A 17,701-nucleotide genomic window follows, 5' to 3' on the forward strand; every position below is an offset into this window, starting at 1 on the left:
GTATGAGCGTCGAGAACCTCAAGAACTCGCTTCCCGAGTACGCGAAGGACCTCAAGCTCAACCTGAGTTCCATTGCGCGCACGACGGTCCTGAACGAGCAGCAGTTGTGGGGAACGCTCCTCGCAACGGCCGCAGCCACCAAGTCTGCGTCCACGCTCAAGGAGATTGCTTCCGAGGCTGCCGACAACCTGTCGGCAGAGGCGTACAACGCCGCTCTCGGCGCAGCGTCGATCATGGGCATGAACAACGTCTTCTACCGCACCAAGGGCTACCTCGACGGTAAGTACGACGACCTTCGTGCCGGCCTGCGGATGAACATCATCGGCAACCCGGGCGTCGACAAGGCCGACTTCGAATTGTGGTCGCTTGCAGTGTCCGCGATCAACGGCTGCAACCACTGCCTCGAAGCTCACGAGAACACCCTCCGCCAGGAAGGTGTCGACCGCGAGGTCATCTTCGAAGCGATCCGCGCCGGTTCCATCGTCGCGGGCGTCGCACAGGCTGTCGAAGCCAACGAGATCCTCTCTGCCGCACAGGTCTGATCACTCGGACCTGAGTGCAGTTCGACGAGCCCTCCCCACCGTGAAGGTGGGGAGGGCTTTTCGCGCGCTAGGGTGGACCGATGGGTATCGAGGTGAGTGTGGTCCGGGTCTTCACGGACGAGAACGGCAAGCACGGGAATCCGTTGGGAATCGTCGACGCGTCCACGGTTGCAGAATCGGATCGACAAGCCGTCGCGAAGGAACTCGACTACAGCGAGACCATCTTCATCGACGTTCCGGATGACGGCGCCTCACGTGCGCGGGTCCAGATCTTCACTCCGGCAGCAGAACTCCCCTTCGCCGGACACCCGACCGTCGGTGCCACGTGGTGGCTGGGCGAACAGGGCCGTCGCGTGAGCGCCCTCGACGTTCCTGCCGGAAGTGTCGACGTCCGCCAATCCGGCGCTTTGACGTGGGTACGCGCGCGTGCCGAATGGGCACCGGAATTCGCGATCTATCCGATGGACACGGTCGACGACGTCATCGACGCAGATCCGTCCGACTACGAGGCGGATCATTCGTATCTGTGGGCATGGCAGGACAAGCTCGAAGCTGCCATCCGCGCACGCATGTTCGCACCGGTGATGGGAATCGCCGAGGACGAGGCGACCGGATCTGCAGCGCTGCGCATCACGGACCGGTTGAGGAAATCACTGCTCATCACCCAGGGACGCGGATCGGTGCTTCACACCACCTTCTCTCCGGAAGGGTGGCTCGAAGTCGGCGGCCGCGTCGTCGCCGAGCCGTCACGAACCTTGTGAGTACCCGGCGGGATTGCGTCCGGCCTCGAGGTCACGTGCGCTGAGTGACACCGAGATCTCGTCACCGAGCGCAACTCCCGGCGCGAGGGGCAACTGATCTCCACTCCAGAACTTGCCCGGATCGAACCAGTTGATACGACGGTTACCGACAAGCAGACCCATCGCCTCATAGGTCTTGGCAACCACTTCGGCGCAATAGGCGCTCTCGACGGCCACTGCGGACACGTCGGACTTCTTGCGCAGCTTCGGGATTCGGCCTCCGAACCAGCGTGAGGCAAGCTTCGCCGTCGACGGGAACGGCGTACCGTCCAGCCGTGCGATCGTCTTGAGCAGAGCGTCTTCCTGCTCCCGGGTGACTTCGTGGTCGAGCTGGCGCAACCATCCACGCTGCCCGTACTTGGCGCCCCAGACCTGAACCGCCGATCGCAGATCGTGCAGTTGGACACCACGCTGGAAGCGTCCGGTCCACATGTCCTGCAGCGAGTGACCGAGTTCCGCATGCCACATCAGCGGCGGAAGGTCGTCGATCACGACCGACATTCCGACGTGGTTGACCGGGCTGTTGGTCAGCGTCTGGATGGCCCGGTCCGCCGTCGACTCTCCGCGGAAGATCCAGATGTCGCCCGTGCGGGTCGCCGCGGCGGCCTCCTCGAGACTCACCTGCGAAAGCAATCGTCGGTCCATGCCTCTAGCGTAGAGGGATGAAACTCCCTACTCCTCTGCGCGCCTCGCACGTTTGGAAACTGGTCGGCCTCGCCGGTGCAATGGGCGTTGCCGCCACCGGGGTTCTCGTTGCGCGCGGCGAACGCCAGCGTCGGGCCTACTCTCCGGACGAAATTCGCTCGGTACTGCACGAGCGGTACACCCAGGCCTACGCCAAGCAGTCGGAACAAGAGGTTCTGGAACTCGAACCTGCACCCAACGCTGTGCGGCGCCGAATCGAGAAACTCTTCCGGCGCCGCAACTGAACTCATCCGAGAGCTGCGAGGATCCCTGCTGCCATCTCCGCGACCTGATCGTCGGTCATGACGAACGTCGGCGAAATCTGCATCGCACCCTGACCCGCCGCGCGACCCGAAATACCGTGCTCACGCAACGTCTTCACGAACGGCAAAGCCTCCGCCGGATCAGCCAACTGCACCGCAGCGACCGCACCGAGCCCACTACGAACCTCCGCCACCCGCGGATGCTCCGCCAGCGGCTGCAGATGCGTATGCAACGATGCCTCCAGACGCTTCGACTCCGCGAGCAGATTCTCACGCTCGAGAATGTCGAGGTTCGCCATCGCCGCCGCAGCAGCACCGGCATGCCCGCCGTAGGTGTACCCATGGCGCCACCACGAACCCGCATAGAACGGCTCCGCCACCCGCGGCGCGATGAACACCGCACCCATCGGAACGTAACCCGACGTCAAACCCTTTGCCGTGGTCATCATGTCCGGCTGCAAATCGAAACGAGTGGACGCGAACCACTCACCACCGATCCGGCCGAAACCGGTCACGACCTCGTCGACGACAAAGAGGATGTCGTGCTCGCGGCAGATGTCACGCACCTCGGCCAGATACCCCTCCGGCGGAAGATACACCCCACCCGCACCGATGATCGGCTCCGCGAAGAACGCCGCGATCTTGTTCGCACCGATCCTCTCGATCAACTCGAGCAGACTCTTCGCATCATCCCAGCCGACCGTGGCCGCATCCGCCATCAGCTCGCCGTAACCCTCACGGTTCACCGCAATACCCGCCAGAGCCGTTCCCGCAACATGCATTCCGTGGTACGCCTTCTGACGACCGACGATGATCGCCTTCTCCGGCTGCCCCACCTCGTGCCAGTACCGGCGAGCGAGCTTCGCCGCAGTGTCCACCGAATCCGAACCACCCGAAGTGAAGAAGATCTTGCTCCCGGCAACCGGCGCGATCTTCGCCAACCGCTCCGCCAACACCTGCGTGGTCTCGGGAACAAAATCACCGAAATTCGAGAAATGAGCGATCTTCGACAACTGAGCCGCCACCGCATCCGCGATCTCCGTGCGCCCGTGCCCGACATTGGTGAACCACAGGCCCGCCGTCGCATCCAGATACCGAGTGCCCTCGCGGTCCCAGATGTACGCGCCCTCACCGCGAGAGACGACAAACGCGCCGTTCTTCTCCACAGCGCCCATGTCCGCGAACCCGTGCCACAATGCCGAAGCCATCATTGTCCCCTTCGAATACAAACGATGCTGGTGTGCAAACGATGTGCTGCGACTATATCGACACCGGGAATCGGCGGACGACGGCGCTCGCCGGGCACCGGCATTTCCGGGTACACACGTAATCTGTCGACCATGACTTTTGCCGACAATCTCGCCGCACTGCCCACCATCGATCATCTGGCCGCCATCGAGGTGCTCGACGCCGACGGAACCGTCATCGACACCGTCGAGAACAAGCCCGGAAAGTCCGGCTCGGTCAAGGTGTACAACCATCTCGCTCAGGTCTACGGCGCGCTCACACCCGAAGCCGCCTCGGCAGGACTGACGATCTTTGCCGAACACACCGAGGACGCGCGGGCGAACCCCGGTAAGCACCCGAACGTGGACCGCCTCGAGCAGGTGCTCGCCTCCGACAATCCACTAGGACTTCGCAGCGTTCCGTCCGCGTAGCCCGGCTCCCAGCCGTCCGACGGCATTGACCGCCAACGCCATCAGGGCCATCGCGATGCCCAGTACGACAAATCCGATGAACAGGGCCAGATAGCCCTGGTGGCGAGGATCCATGAACGGATACGGATACCAGTCGACGATCGGCCCTCGAATCAACGTGTACACCGCGTAGATCACCGGAAACAGCAGCCACTGCAGCGAGCGGATTTCGGAGATCCTGTGCCTCGAAGCGAAGAACACCCAGTCGAGGAGCATCACCAGCGGAAGAATGCGGTGGAGCGCCGAGTTGATCCACGCGTCGTTCAAATTGACGTCGATATTGGCCAGTAGAACGGCGTAGATGATTCCGGTGATCACCATGTAGAGCGTCACCGCACCGCGAACCGACTGCCATGTCCGAGACTGCGGATCCCGAAGGGCGCCGACCAGCAATACGATCACCGCAAGGATGTTGCTCTCGATGGTGAAGTAGCTCAGATAGTTCGACAACGAGAATCCGTCGGCGTTTCGAATCGGAATCCACAGCAGCGCCGTGAGTCCGTAGATCGCGAACAACAAGCGAAGTACTCGCACGGCAACAGGCGTCGACGCGACCGGTGTAACTGCCTCATTTGCGGTATTTGTCGTCACTGGTCGATATTTGCACATCAAAACGATCTGCGAGCGGTAGTTGTGAACGCGTTCGATAGGCTGTCATCAGCATGTCTACAACACCACCGGCCCCACTCTCCCCCAAGCGGAGTGACCTGAAGAGCGCGCTGGCGCAGGTCTCACTCCGCGACGAGAGTCGACTCCGTCGCAAACTCGACCGTGCCCGCACACCAGACGCTTTGGTGGCGCTGGCCGAGGAAATTGAAACGGCGCGCGCACGGTTGGCGGCACGCTCCGCCAATGTTCCCGCAGTCTCGTATCCGGAAGCTCTGCCCGTCAGTCAGCGCAAGGACGACATCGCGACCGCGATCTCGGAGAATCAGGTTGTCATCGTCGCCGGCGAGACCGGCTCGGGTAAGACAACTCAGATCCCGAAGATCTGTCTCGAACTCGGACGTGGCGTCCGCGGCCTGATCGGACATACACAGCCTCGCCGACTGGCAGCACGCACCGTTGCCGAACGTATCGCCGAAGAACTCGACACCGAACTCGGCGACGCCGTCGGATACACCGTGCGGTTCACCGACCAGGTCTCGGACCGCACCTACGTCAAGCTCATGACCGACGGCATTCTCCTCGCCGAAATTCAGCGCGACCGTATGCTCCGACGCTACGACACGCTGATCATCGACGAAGCGCACGAACGCAGCCTCAACATCGACTTCATCCTCGGTTACCTGGCTCAGCTGCTCCCCCGCCGACCCGATCTCAAGGTCATCATCACGTCGGCGACCATCGATCCCGAACGCTTCGCCAAGCACTTCGCTGTCGACGGTAAGCCCGCGCCGATAGTCGAGGTATCCGGTCGAACATTCCCCGTCGAAATGCGTTACCGGCCACTGACCGTCGAGTCCGGCGACATCACCTTCGACCGTGATCCCGTCGACGCGGTCTGCGAGGCGGTCGACGAGCTGAGCGCGGAGGGCGAAGGCGACATCTTGGTCTTCCTCTCCGGCGAACGCGAAATTCGCGACACCGCAGACGCTTTACGCGATCGGCGTCTTCGCAACACCGAAATCGTCCCGCTGTACGCGCGACTGTCTGCTGCCGAGCAACACAAAGTGTTCTCGCCGCACACCGGCCGACGCGTCGTCCTTGCCACCAACGTGGCCGAGACCTCGTTGACCGTTCCCGGCATTCGGTACGTCGTCGATCCGGGAACCGCGCGCATTTCGCGATATTCGGTGCGCACCAAGGTTCAACGATTGCCGATCGAGCCCATTTCGCAGGCGTCAGCTCGTCAGCGTTCCGGGCGTTGCGGCCGCGTCGCCGAAGGAATCTGCATCCGCCTGTATTCCGAGGAGGACTTCGAGTCACGGCCGGCGTTCACCGAGCCGGAGATCCTGCGGACCAATCTCGCATCCGTCATCTTGCAGATGACGGCCCTCGGTCTGGGCGACATCGCCGCCTTCCCCTTTGTCGAACCGCCGGACCAGCGCGCCGTCAAGGACGGAATCGGACTGCTCGAAGAACTCGGCGCCATCGCGCGAGGTTCCGAGGCAAGCCACCCCGAACTGACGCCGGTCGGCCGCGAGCTGGCCCAGATTCCGGTGGATCCGCGGATGGCACGAATGCTGGTGGAAGCCAAGAACAACGGTTGCCTTCACGAAACCCTTGTCATCGTCGCGGCGTTGTCCATCCAGGACGTTCGCGAACGGCCCGCCGAGTTCCAGCAAGCCGCCGACGAAAAGCACGCCAGGTTCAATGTCGAGAACTCCGACTTCCTGGCATACCTGAAACTGTGGGACTACTTACGCGAACAACGTAACGACCTGTCCTCCAACCAGTTTCGCAAGATGTGCCGGAACGAGTTCCTGCACTGGCTCCGCATCCGCGAATGGCAGGATCTGCACGGGCAACTCCGGCAGATCACCCGCGGCCTCGGCTGGACGGTGGGTGAGACACCCGCAAGCGAGAACGCGATCCATCAGTCACTCCTCGCCGGTTTGCTCTCACACATCGGGCTACGCGAGGGCGAGAAGCGGGACTACCTGGGCGCCAGGGGCAGCCACTTCGCAATTTTCCCCGGATCGGGACTTTTCAAGAAGCCACCACGCTGGGTCATGGCCGCCGAACTCGTGGAAACGTCGAGGCTGTGGGCGCGCATGTCCGCGCGCATCGAACCTGAGTGGGCTGAAAAACTCGCCCCTCACCTGGTGAAACGCACCTATTCCGAACCGCACTGGTCCTCCAAGCGCGGCTCGGCGATGGCATACGAGCGGGTCACTCTCTACGGAGTTCCCCTGGTGACGGGCCGCGCAGTGACGTACTCACGAATCGATCCCGAGGCCTCTCGCGATCTCTTCATCCGCCATGCGCTCGTGCAGGGCGAATGGCAGACAAACCACAAGTTCTTCCACGAGAACCGCGCACTCCTCGACAACGTCGAGGAACTCGAGAACCGTGCGCGCCGCCGCGACATCCTCGTCGACGACGAAACTCTCTACGAGTTCTACGAAGAACGTATCGGCCAGGAAGCCGTATCCGCCAAGCATTTCGACCAGTGGTGGAAGACTGAGCGGCGCAAGAATCCGAGTCTGCTGACTTTCACGCCGGAAACGGTGGTCAACTCCGACGCGGCTGCAGTACTGGGCGGCGAGTACCCGGACGCCTGGCGCCAGGGCGACATGCAGTTTCCACTCACTTACCAATTCGAGCCCGGAAAGGACGACGACGGCGTCAGCGCGCACATCCCGGTCGGCCTGCTTGCGCAACTTCAGCCGGTCGGCTTCGACTGGTTGGTCCCCGGTCTGCGCGTCGATCTGGTTACTGCTCTGATCAAGACGTTGCCCAAGAACATCCGACGCGCCGTCGTGCCCGCACCCGACTACGCCGCCGCAGCATTGGCAGCAGTCAAACCTCGATCCGAGCCGTTGATGACCGCAATGGCCCGCGAACTCTCGCACTTGGGCGGGATCCAGATCGACGCCAAGGACTTCGATCCCGCCGCGCTGCCCGACCATCTTCGGATGACATTTGTCGTCGAGGACGAATCGGGCACGGTTCTCGCGAAGGGTAAGGATCTGGCGCAGCTACGACGCACGCTCGCCCCGCGCGTACAGAAGGAAGTGGCCAAGGCGGCAACCGGTACGGAACGGGCAGCGGCAACCGTCTGGACATCCGAAACGCTCGGCGCACTGGAACCGACCATCACTCGCTCCATCGGCGGACAGCAGGTAACCGGCTACCCAGCACTGGTGCCGGAAAACGGCGGAGTTGCCGTTCGTGTCCTGAGTACGCCGGCTGCGCAGGCGCAGGCGATGCGGGAAGGCACTCGGGCGCTTCTTCTCGCGGCCGTTCCCACCCAACTCAAGGCCGTGACCGCCGGCTTGTCGAACACTCAGCGTCTTGCTCTCGGCCAGAATCCGGACGGCGGCTTGGAGGCCCTCGTCGAAGATTGCCGGGTGGCAGCTGCCAACGAAGTGATAGCTGCCCACGGCGGACCGGTACGCACGCCTGAGGCGTTCGACGCCCTGGTGAAGATCGCACGCTCCGAACTGGCCGGACGCGTCTCCGCGATCCTGCGCATGATTGTTCCGATCCTCGAACAAGCACACCAACTGAGCGTCGTTCTGGACCGCTCCCGCGGCGAAGCAGCAGACGACGTCCGAGAACAGTTGACCTCACTGCTGTTTCCGGGATTTGTCGCCGAATTGGGCTCGGCCCGCCTACGCGATTTGCCGCGGTATCTTGCCGCAGCAAAATTCCGTCTCGAAGCTCTACCCGCAAGTGCACAACGAGATCAGCAGGCGATGGACGTCCTCGACCGGGTGTACGCAGCGTACGACCGGTTGTTGAGTTCACTTCCCGAAGAGCGTCGCACTGCTCGAGATGTCGACTCGATCAGCTGGATGATCGAAGAACTGCGCGTGAGCCTGTTTGCGCAGTCCCTCGGTACACCCACACCGATTTCCGAAAAGCGAGTCCTGAAAGCTATCGAAGCGATCAAGCGTTGACGTTCGACGAGAATTGCGCGATCAGTAGATTGTCTGAATGTTGACGTTGGTGAGGAAACCACCAAAGGTGGCAACAGTATTGGCGAACCCGAGGGTTACCAGGCTGTTCACGACTCCGAGAACTGCAACTAAGTTCATAACGCCTCCGTGAAGATCCGAGATGCGGACGAACGTACTTGGTCGACACTAAGCGAATAACTTGCCCGATTTGTTCGATTGTTCGCTTTGTGTTCTCAGCGTTACCTACGGCCGCTTTGTGCTCTCAGCGTTATCTAAGGCAAAGGCCTCAGTCGACGGAAACGGTCTCGGCGCCGGAAGCCTTGTCGGCAGCACGGGTCTCGACATGTTCGCGCATGTCGGTGATCTCACGTTCGAAATCCGCGGCAGAACTGAAGGACTTGTACACCGATGCGAATCGCAGGTATGCAACCTCGTCGAGATTTCGAAGCGGATCGAGAATCGCGAGCCCTACCTCGTTGCTGGGAATTTCGGCAGAACCCGAAGCACGTACGGCATCTTCGACCTGTTGGGCCAGCAAATTCAGCGAATCGTTGTCCACTTGGCGGCCCTGGCATGCGCGACGCACTCCTTTGACCACCTTTTCTCGGCTGAACGGCTCCGTCACGCCGCTGCGCTTCACAACCGAGAGAACTGCCGTCTCAACCGTGGTGAATCGGCGGCCACACTCGGGGCACGAACGGCGCCGCCTGATCGCCTGGCCCTCGTCGGCCTCGCGCGAATCGACCACTCGGGAATCAGGGTGCCGGCAGAACGGGCAATGCATCGGGGTTCCTTCGTTGTCGCCGAAATGGCCGCAACTCAGATTCGCTACCGACTGCAAATCCTCCGACGATTTACAGAGCAGATCCACGTACTCAACGCGACCACCCGAGGTGGTGGGACTGTCAAGTGGACAGCTTACTCGCTGTGAACCGACTGCTCTCACGCTCGGTACGCCCCCGCCTGGCACGGGGTACGATCAGCGGCCCGAGGCCGGCACGATCAGCGTTTGCCCAACGGACAGTCCGGAACTCGACATCGCATTGAGATCCATGATCTGCTCGATCACCGAGCCGACAGCCTGGCCAGGCGCAACCTTGGCAGCAATATCACTGAGGGATTCACCCGCAGCAACACGAACCACTTCGGTCGCACCGTTTGTCGCAGCGACATCACCACTCGACAAAGCGCCGATCCCCACCAACGCCAACACTGCCAGTGCAGTGAATACGGCGCCAAGGAACACTGTCTTCCAACTGACGTCCTCGGCAGCCACTTCATGTTCGACCCGTGAGACACCGACTCTGTTTCGGTGCGCGAAACTTCCTCCGTACGGGCGTGACGAATCGTGCTCGCCGTCCCACCGGCGAGGAGATTCACGCAATGCACGCGAACCTGAAACCGCGCCAACCGCCGGAACACGACGAACGACGGCCGCCTGCGGTTCGTTGTCGACATACCTGGCCACGCCCCGCATTTCGGCCGTGCCGCGCCGTTCGAACGACACACCGTCAGCGTCGGATCCACCATCGGGCCCATAGAACGAGGGGTGGTACTTCAACGCCGACGTGCCGTCGAAACCAATCGCGTCATCACCAATCGCGTCGTCACCAATCGCGTCGTCGAAAACCCTGTTGCTTCTCAGTGCTGCGTTACCCATCGTGACCTCCGCTGGTCGACACCGATCGATGTGTTCGATCATGCGTTCGATGGAACGCATGTTCGAATTTCTACCACGCTTGGCCGACAATGTCTCTACTTCAAGCGACACGAATCGAACAGATGTTTGAAACCGCGAGCAAATCCGGCTAGATTCGTGTCAGACCACACAGCGGGAATTGCGAAAGCCTCCGTGTTTGTCGACAGCTCGAATGTTGGCAGGAGGCACCGACAGGTTTCTGCGCGATTTGCACCAGGCGCTTTTTCAGACACAGCTTTTTCAGACACAGCCTTTACAGACACGACTTCTTCAGACACGACTTCTTCAGACACGGAGGCAACAGGCCATGAAGGACGATCGCTCCAGCACAGCCGCGGAGGCAGGAGCTTCTGCAGTTCCGTCTCCGTCGAGCGAGACGCTCACCGAGCGTCAGCGGCGCGTTCTCGAAGTCATCCGCGATTCGGTGACGGAGCGCGGGTATCCGCCGAGCATTCGCGAGATCGGTGATGCGGTGGGGCTCACCTCCACGTCGTCGGTCGCACATCAACTGCGAACGTTGGAGCGCAAGGGCTTCCTTCGACGCGATCCCAATCGCCCTCGCGCAGTCGATGTTCGAGGTCTCGACGAGGTTGCGGCCGATACCGCCATCGCGTCGGTGTCAAAGCATTCCGGCGAGTACAACAGTGCCGACCCGCTACCGGAGCCGGCGTTCGTCCCCATCCTGGGTCGCATCGCTGCCGGCGGACCGATCCTTGCCGAGGAAGCGGTAGAGGACGTGTTCCCACTCCCCCGCGAACTCGTCGGCCAGGGTTCGCTCTTCATGCTCAAGGTTGTCGGCGAGTCGATGATCGATGCAGCGATCTGCGATGGCGACTGGGTTGTCGTCCGTCAGCAGAACGTCGCGGAGAACGGTGACATCGTGGCCGCCATGATCGACGGCGAAGCCACCGTGAAGACGTTCAAGCGTACGAAGAAGGAGGTGTGGCTGATGCCGCACAACGAACTCTTCGAGCCGATTCCCGGCAACAACGCCGTCATCCTGGGCAAGGTTGTCACCGTCATGCGGAAGATCTGAGTTCGCTCGCACCCTCGATCACAAGACTCTGGGCCCCGGCATCAGCCGGGGCCCAGAGTCTTTTCGTGACGATCAGCGGTCCATCACCCGAATCAGAGATTCAGCGAACGTCCGATGATCTCCTTCATGATCTCGGTTGTGCCACCGTAGATGGTCTGCACACGAGAGTCCATGTACGCCTTTGCAACCGGGTATTCCTTCATGTAGCCGTAGCCTCCGTGCAGCTGGAGGCAGCGGTCGATGAGCTTGACCTGGGCTTCGGTGGTCCACCACTTCGCCATCGCAGCTTCCTGCACGGTCAGCTTCTCGGCATTGAGCTGCTCGATGAACTTGTCCACCAGGATGCGCACTGCCGTGGTCTCCGTTGCCAATTCGGCCAGTACGAATCGGGTGTTCTGGAAGCTGCCGATCGACTTGCCGAATGCCTTGCGGTCGCGGCAGTACTGGATCGTGCTCTCGAGAACCGATTCCATTGCGGCAGCGGCAACGACGGCGATCGAGAGTCGTTCCTGGGGAAGGTTCTTCATCAAGTAGAAGAATCCCATTCCCTCTTCGCCCAGCAGGTTGGCAGCGGGAACGCGTACGTCGGTGAAGCTGAGTTCGGCAGTGTCCTGAGCCTTCATGCCGATCTTGTCGAGGTTGCGTCCACGCTCGAAGCCAGGCATGTCCCGCTCGACCACGAGGAGGCTGAAGCCCTGAGCACCCTTGTCCGGGTCGGTGCACGCGACAACGATGATGATGTCGGCGTTGATTCCGTTGGTGATGAAGGTCTTCGAACCGTTGAGGACCCAGTGGTCCCCGTCGCGAACCGCTTTCGTCTTGATGCCCTGCAAGTCGCTACCGGTACCCGGTTCGGTCATCGCGATCGCCGAGATCAGCTCACCCGACGCGAATCCGGGTAGCCAACGCTGCTTCTGCTCCTCGTTGCTCAACTCCAGGAGGTACGGTGCCACGACGTCGTTGTGCAGCGTGAAGCCGATACCGCTGAACCCACCCTTGGTGGTTTCCTCGGTGATGATCGCGTTGTAGCGGAAATCCTTGACACCGCCGCCGCCGAATTCCTCAGGGACCGCAGTTCCCAGGAAGCCCTGCTTTCCGGCCTCGACCCAGACGTCACGATCGACGATGTTCTGCTCTTCCCACTTCTCGTGGTTCGGTGCCACGTGCTGTGCCAAGAACTTCTGGTACGACTCCCGGAAGAGTTCATGTTCCGGTTCGAACAGGGTGCGCTCCACGCCGACTCCTTGCAATTCGATATATGGCACTTCAGTGATGTACCCGCTGGGGATATACCCGCTGGGGTGTATTCGCTGAGACTGGGCACGCCGAAGTGCGCGGGCCCACGTCACTGCCTCCGACGGTAGAACCTGTTGCGATACCCGTCGATGACCCGAACGATCACGATTCGTGACTGTAGCGGTTATCTGTTACTTGAAGTACGGAATTTGGCGAGATACCGCATGATCGGGTACGCGACGAGGATGCCGATCGATCCCCAGGCGATGCCGCCCAACTCGACCGAACCGATGGTCAGCGTCAAGTTCCCGATGCCGGCGACCAACGCTGCCGCGGCGACCGTGAGGTTGACCGGATCGGTGAAGTCGACCTTCGCTTCCATCCAGATGCGCACACCGAGAATGCCGATGAGGCCGTAGAGAACCATCGTTGCGCCGCCGATGACGCCGTTCGGAACCGTGAAGACCAGTGCGCCGAATTTGGGCGAAAATGCCAGGATCACAGCGGTAGCGGCGGCTACCCAGTACGCGGCGGTCGAGTACACACGCGTCGCTGCCATGACACCGATGTTCTCGGCATACGTGGTGGTTCCGGATCCGCCACCGGCGCCCGCCAAGGTAGTGGCGAGACCGTCGGCAAACAGTGCATTGCCGGCCAGATCGTCGAGGGACTTACCAGTCATGGCGGACACCGCTTTGACATGTCCGACGTTTTCGGCGACCAGAACGATCACCACGGGGAGCGCGAGCACGATCACCGACCAGTCGAACGACGGTCCGTGCAGACTCGGCAGCCCGAACCAGTCCGCTTCGCGCAGAGCGGACACTCGTTCACTGTCGAGTCCGCCGATGACCGCGGCGAAAACCCAGCCGATCACGACGCCGACCAGAATGCCCAGCCGGCCGAGCAACCCGGGACCGACGACCGTGACCAGCAGGATCGAAACGAGCGTCACCGTGGCGATCAGCGGCTGCGATTCGAAGGAGCCGACCGCCGTCGGAGCGAGGTTGAGACCGATCAGCGCGACGACAGCGCCCGTCACCACCGGCGGCATGACGGCGTCGATGACCCGGCTGCCGATCAGACGTACGGCGACGCCGATCAACATCAACACGATGCCGACGGCCATGACGGCACCGAGTTGCGCGGCCGGGCCCGATCCTGCCGACGCTGTCAGCGGGGCGATGAACGCGAAGGACGAACCGAGATAGCTCGGGATCCGGCCCCGGGTGATGAGCAGGAACAGCGCGGTGCCGATACCCGAGAACAGCAGCGTCGTCGTGACGGGGAAGCCGGTGATGGTCGGAACGAGCAGTGTCGCTCCGAACATCGCGATGACGTGTTGCATCCCGATTCCGATGGTGCGCGGCCAACTCAGTCGTTCGTCCGGCGCCACGACGGCTCCGTCGGCGATCCGCTTGCCGTCTCCGTGGACAGTCCAGCCGATTCCGCCGGCCCCGGTCATTGTTTCTCGTTCGATCACAGGTCGAAATACTAGAGGTCAGGCGCTCGGTCTCCGACCGAGACCAACGAAACCAGTTCAGCTGATTGCGTCGGCCGCCGCTTTGCGCGCTGCCACCGGATCACCGGTTGCCAGCACCGCCGCCGCAGCCGCCTCACATTGCGCCATGGTGACTGACCCGACCTTCGCTCCCACACCCGCGACCGACGCCGCAGCGCACGACAGCGAGGAAACTCCGAGTCCGGCCAGAACACACGCCAACAGTGGATCGGCGGCCGCCTCACCGCAGACGCCGACGCGCTTGCCTGCCGCCTGACCGGCCTGGGCCGTACGTGCGACAAGGGCGAGCACCGCGGGCTGCCACGGATCGGTCAGGTCGGCGAGTTCGGAGGACATCCGATCAGCGGCCATCGTGTACTGAGCGAGGTCGTTGGTACCGATCGAGAGGAATTCGACGTGTTCGAGAATCTGGTCGGCCAACAGCGCCGCCGCCGGGATCTCCACCATCACACCGGGAACAAGATCGCGTGCCCGCACCGCATCGGCAAAACGTTTCGCCTCGGCCGGGGTGGCGATCATCGGTGCCATCACCCACGGCGACGAGTTGGTCGACGCCGCGGCTGCCGCGATCGCGTCGAGCTGGCGGTTTAGAATTCCCATGTCCTGCCAGGCGATTCGGACCCCACGAACGCCGAGTGCCGGATTCGCTTCCTCTTGATGGTTGGCGAATTTGAGCGGCTTGTCCGAACCCGCGTCCAACGTGCGAATGATGACCTTCTTTCCTGCGAAGGTCTCGAGAACCTCGGCGTAGATCGCCGCCTGCTCGTCTACGGTCGGTTCGGTCTCACGGCCGAGGAAGCAGAGTTCGGTCCGGAAGAGCCCGATGCCCCCCGCAGCAGTCGACGCCGCGGCGCGAGCGCCCGCGCCGTCTTGAACATTGGCGAGAACGTCTACCGGCCGGCCGTCCGCCGTCTGGCCCGGTCCGGTCCAGGTGCTGACGCGTTCGCGATCGATCCGGGATTGTTCGACCAGTTCACGCGCGTGCCCGGGATCCGGCTCCGCGATCACGTCGCCGGTTGTTCCGTCGATCAGAATCGGTATTCCTGCCGAGATGGATTCCAATTCCTTCGCGGCGACGATGCACGGGATGCCCAACTGCCTCGCGATGATTGCCGTATGGCTGGTCGGGCCGCCGTAAATGGTCACGAGTCCGATGATCTTGGTTGCATCGAGGCCCGCGGTGTCTGCAGGAGCCAGATCGTCCGCGCACAGCACCGACGGTGTGTCTGGCATGGGAACTCCAGGTTCGGGTAATCCGGAGAGTTCGGCGATCACGCGATCGCGGATGTCCTCGAGGTCGGTGACGCGCTCGGCCATCAAACCGCCGACCTTGGTGAACAGCACCACGAACTGCTCCGTCGCCGCGATCGCAGCCTGCACCGGGGGCACTCCGCCGGCGATCGACTTCTTGGCCGCCCCGATCCAGCCACGATCAGCTGCCATCGCCGCGTTGGCCTGCAAGACCTCCGCGGCCGCGCCGGTAGCTTCGGCGGCCCGTCCGAGAAGGCGGTTCTCGACAGCCTTCGCCGCTCCGACGAAGGCGTCTACGGCGGCCTCTCGATCGGCCTCGTCGAGTGCCGGCGCATCGGTGACGAGTTCTGGTCGGCTGGACGGCCAGATCGCCGGTCCGTAGGCGATTCCAGGCACCACGGGGGTGCCGTGCACGGTGATTCGGTTGAGCTGTTCGGTCATCTGTCCTCCTTGAGCGATGGGCCCGGTGTCACACCGGATCACCTCGAGCGCGTAAAGCCCTCACCTTCGTTGTGACGAAGATTACTCCCAAGTCTTGACATGTCAACACACTCGGGCGTAAAACAACATAAAGCAACATTCACTGTGATCCACAACGCACCGTCGGATCACACTTCGGAATCGGAGAGCACGTGTACGCGGAAGAACGCCAACAAGCGATCGGCACCATGGTGTCGCAGCGCGGACGCATGTCCGTGGCGGCTCTGTCGGAGACCTTCGGTGTGACCACCGAGACCGTGCGTCGCGATCTGGCCTTCCTCGAGCGGATCGGACAGATCAGGCGTGTACACGGCGGCGCCGTTCCCACCGGATCCCTCCACGTCACCGAACCGGGCATGGCGGAACGCGATCAGACCCGCGCGCAACAGAAGGACCGGATCGCCCGCTGCGCGGTCACCTACCTCCCTCCCACCGGCGGCAGCGTGATCTTCGACGCGGGCACGACCACGGGCCGCATGATCCCCGAACTGCCGACCGAGAACGACTTCACAGCCGTCACCAATTCCGTCCCGATCGGCGCACGCCTGGCATCGATGAACTCGATTTCCCTGATACTGCTCGGCGGTCGAGTACGCGGGGTGACTCAAGCCGTGGTCGGCGAGGACGCCCTACGCCTGCTGAGCACGTTGCGAGTCGACGTCGCCTTCATCGGAACGAACGCGATCAGCGTCGGGCACGGACTCTCCACTCCGGACAGCGAAGAGGCCGCCGTCAAACGAGCAATGGTCAAAGCCGCCAATCACGTTGTGGTGGTGGCCGATTCCACCAAAGTCGGCCGCGAGCACTTGATCAGCTTCGCCCCGCTCGACAGCATCGACGTCCTCATCACCGACGAAGAGATCAGTCCCACAGACACATCCGAGTTCCACGACCACGGAATCGAGGTGGTGATCGCATGATCGTCACACTGACAGCCAACCCGAGTATCGATCGGACCGTGCAACTCGAGCAACGGCTCGAACGAGGCTCCGTCCTACGCGCCCACTCCACTCGCAGCGACCCCGGCGGCAAGGGGGTCAACGTCGCGCGTGTTCTCGCCGCAGCCGACCTCGACGTTCTCGCGGTACTGCCGGGAAACGGTGGTGACCCTCTGCTCTCGGCGCTGGCAGCCGGTGGGATTCCCCACATCGGTGTCGCCACAACGGGTCTGGCTCGCACCAACATCACCATTGCGGAACCGGACGGGACAACGACGAAGATCAACGAACCCGGCGCAACGCTGTCCGGTTCGACGCTCGACGCCCTGGCACAGGAGTTGATTGTCCGCGCCGATACCGCACTGTGGTTCGCGCTGTCCGGCTCACTGCCCCCCGGCGTTCCGCTCGGGTGGTACGGCGAACTCGTCGCGGCGCTGCGCGATCACCCGTGCAAGGTGGCGGTCGACACCTCGGACGCCCCGCTGACGGCACTCGCCGGAGCGTTCCCCGGCGCGGCACCCGACCTGCTCAAACCGAACGGCGAGGAACTCGCACAACTGACCGGCGTCGACGGCCACGTCCTCGAACGTGCTGCCGAGAACGGTGATCCCGGGCCTGCAATCACGGCGGCGCAGCGATTGGTCGACCGCGGCGTCGGCAGTGTGCTCGCCACGCTCGGCGCAGCAGGTGCTGTCCTCGTCACCGCCGACGGCGCGTGGATCGCCACCGCTCCCCCGATTGTCGCAGTCAGTACCGTCGGCGCAGGCGATTCTTCGCTGGCCGGCTACATCCTCGCCGAAGCGGGAGGCGGCTCGGAATCCGAGCGGTTACGTCACGCGGTCGCCTACGGAAGCGCCGCTGCCTCCCTTCCCGGCACAACTCTTCCCACGCCCGAACAGATCGATCTGGCAGCGGTTTCGGTATCTGCAGCCGATGCCTCCTCTCCCATCCCCGTCCCCACCGAACTCGCCTGACGCCCTAAGGA

At 62.6% G+C, this 17,701-nt stretch carries 16 protein-coding genes; 8 read left to right on the top strand and 8 right to left on the bottom strand.

What is annotated here, in order from left to right:
• Window positions 1-2: 2 nt before the first annotated feature.
• On the top strand, window positions 3-542 hold the full coding sequence (locus ACKAMS_RS13265) for a carboxymuconolactone decarboxylase family protein (RefSeq protein ID WP_003942122.1): 540 nt from the start codon (window positions 3-5) through the stop codon (window positions 540-542).
• Window positions 543-622: 80 nt separating this feature from the next.
• Window positions 623-1,303 (top strand): PhzF family phenazine biosynthesis protein, encoded by a 681-nt coding sequence (locus ACKAMS_RS13270; RefSeq protein ID WP_003942237.1) that lies wholly within the window; start codon window positions 623-625, stop codon window positions 1,301-1,303.
• On the opposite strand, the gene ACKAMS_RS13275 is transcribed toward ACKAMS_RS13270, so the two are convergent.
• Window positions 1,289-1,987 (bottom strand): hypothetical protein, encoded by a 699-nt coding sequence (locus ACKAMS_RS13275; protein WP_019748222.1) that lies wholly within the window; start codon window positions 1,985-1,987, stop codon window positions 1,289-1,291. The two genes, ACKAMS_RS13270 and ACKAMS_RS13275, sit on opposite strands and share 15 nt — an antisense overlap.
• A 17-nt stretch (window positions 1,988-2,004) precedes the next feature.
• Between ACKAMS_RS13275 and ACKAMS_RS13280 the strand changes: the two genes are divergently transcribed.
• On the top strand, window positions 2,005-2,271 hold the full coding sequence (locus ACKAMS_RS13280) for a hypothetical protein (RefSeq protein ID WP_007732799.1): 267 nt from the start codon (window positions 2,005-2,007) through the stop codon (window positions 2,269-2,271).
• 2 nt (window positions 2,272-2,273) lie between these two features.
• On the opposite strand, the gene ACKAMS_RS13285 is transcribed toward ACKAMS_RS13280, so the two are convergent.
• Entirely contained in the window at window positions 2,274-3,497 is a 1,224-nt protein-coding gene (locus tag ACKAMS_RS13285; RefSeq protein WP_211916805.1) for an aspartate aminotransferase family protein, read from the bottom strand.
• Window positions 3,498-3,629: 132 nt separating this feature from the next.
• Here ACKAMS_RS13285 and ACKAMS_RS13290 point away from each other — a divergent pair, with 132 nt between their 5' ends.
• Window positions 3,630-3,947 (top strand): DUF2322 family protein, encoded by a 318-nt coding sequence (locus ACKAMS_RS13290; protein ID WP_211916807.1) that lies wholly within the window; start codon window positions 3,630-3,632, stop codon window positions 3,945-3,947.
• Here the strand turns inward: ACKAMS_RS13290 and ACKAMS_RS13295 are convergent.
• Complete coding sequence (locus ACKAMS_RS13295) at window positions 3,918-4,595, bottom strand: Pr6Pr family membrane protein (protein ID WP_070797210.1); 678 nt, start codon at window positions 4,593-4,595, stop codon at window positions 3,918-3,920. The two genes, ACKAMS_RS13290 and ACKAMS_RS13295, sit on opposite strands and share 30 nt — an antisense overlap.
• Before the next feature lie 53 nt (window positions 4,596-4,648).
• Here ACKAMS_RS13295 and hrpA point away from each other — a divergent pair, with 53 nt between their 5' ends.
• Entirely contained in the window at window positions 4,649-8,554 is a 3,906-nt protein-coding gene (hrpA, locus tag ACKAMS_RS13300) for an ATP-dependent RNA helicase HrpA (protein WP_211916809.1), read from the top strand.
• Window positions 8,555-8,840: 286 nt separating this feature from the next.
• Here hrpA and nrdR read toward each other — a convergent pair whose 3' ends face one another.
• The gene (gene nrdR / locus ACKAMS_RS13305) at window positions 8,841-9,338 is read right to left on the bottom strand and encodes a transcriptional regulator NrdR (protein ID WP_211916811.1); all 498 of its coding nucleotides are present in this window, start codon (window positions 9,336-9,338) and stop codon (window positions 8,841-8,843) included.
• A 195-nt stretch (window positions 9,339-9,533) separates the two neighbouring features.
• A complete protein-coding gene (locus tag ACKAMS_RS13310; RefSeq protein WP_408989118.1) occupies window positions 9,534-10,274 on the bottom strand; it encodes a LysM peptidoglycan-binding domain-containing protein in 741 nt (246 codons plus the stop codon).
• Between the two features lie 286 nt (window positions 10,275-10,560).
• Here ACKAMS_RS13310 and lexA point away from each other — a divergent pair, with 286 nt between their 5' ends.
• Complete coding sequence (gene lexA, locus ACKAMS_RS13315; RefSeq protein WP_020723648.1) at window positions 10,561-11,289, top strand: transcriptional repressor LexA; 729 nt, start codon at window positions 10,561-10,563, stop codon at window positions 11,287-11,289.
• Between the two features lie 92 nt (window positions 11,290-11,381).
• Here the strand turns inward: lexA and ACKAMS_RS13320 are convergent, their stop codons facing one another.
• The 3 genes from ACKAMS_RS13320 to ACKAMS_RS13330 form a co-directional block, all read right to left on the bottom strand.
• The gene (locus ACKAMS_RS13320) at window positions 11,382-12,524 is read right to left on the bottom strand and encodes an acyl-CoA dehydrogenase family protein (RefSeq protein ID WP_019748214.1); all 1,143 of its coding nucleotides are present in this window, start codon (window positions 12,522-12,524) and stop codon (window positions 11,382-11,384) included.
• Between the two features lie 185 nt (window positions 12,525-12,709).
• Window positions 12,710-13,990, bottom strand: coding sequence for a uracil-xanthine permease family protein (locus tag ACKAMS_RS13325; protein WP_020907537.1), 1,281 nt, complete (start codon window positions 13,988-13,990; stop codon window positions 12,710-12,712).
• A gap of 75 nt (window positions 13,991-14,065) precedes the next feature.
• The gene (locus ACKAMS_RS13330) at window positions 14,066-15,739 is read right to left on the bottom strand and encodes a putative PEP-binding protein (RefSeq protein WP_211916813.1); all 1,674 of its coding nucleotides are present in this window, start codon (window positions 15,737-15,739) and stop codon (window positions 14,066-14,068) included.
• Between the two features lie 191 nt (window positions 15,740-15,930).
• Between ACKAMS_RS13330 and ACKAMS_RS13335 the strand changes: the two genes are divergently transcribed.
• Together ACKAMS_RS13335 and ACKAMS_RS13340 are read left to right on the top strand one after the other, a co-directional pair.
• Window positions 15,931-16,698, top strand: a complete 768-nt coding sequence (locus ACKAMS_RS13335; RefSeq protein WP_020969481.1) for a DeoR/GlpR family DNA-binding transcription regulator — start codon at window positions 15,931-15,933, stop codon at window positions 16,696-16,698.
• On the top strand, window positions 16,695-17,690 hold the full coding sequence (locus tag ACKAMS_RS13340; RefSeq protein ID WP_020969480.1) for a 1-phosphofructokinase family hexose kinase: 996 nt from the start codon (window positions 16,695-16,697) through the stop codon (window positions 17,688-17,690). Before ACKAMS_RS13335 ends, ACKAMS_RS13340 begins: the two co-directional genes overlap by 4 nt.
• Window positions 17,691-17,701 lie beyond the last annotated feature (11 nt).

Source organism: Rhodococcus sp. 5A-K4, from assembly GCF_046097995.1.
Taxonomy (GTDB): Bacteria; Actinomycetota; Actinomycetes; order Mycobacteriales; family Mycobacteriaceae; genus Rhodococcus_F; species Rhodococcus_F erythropolis.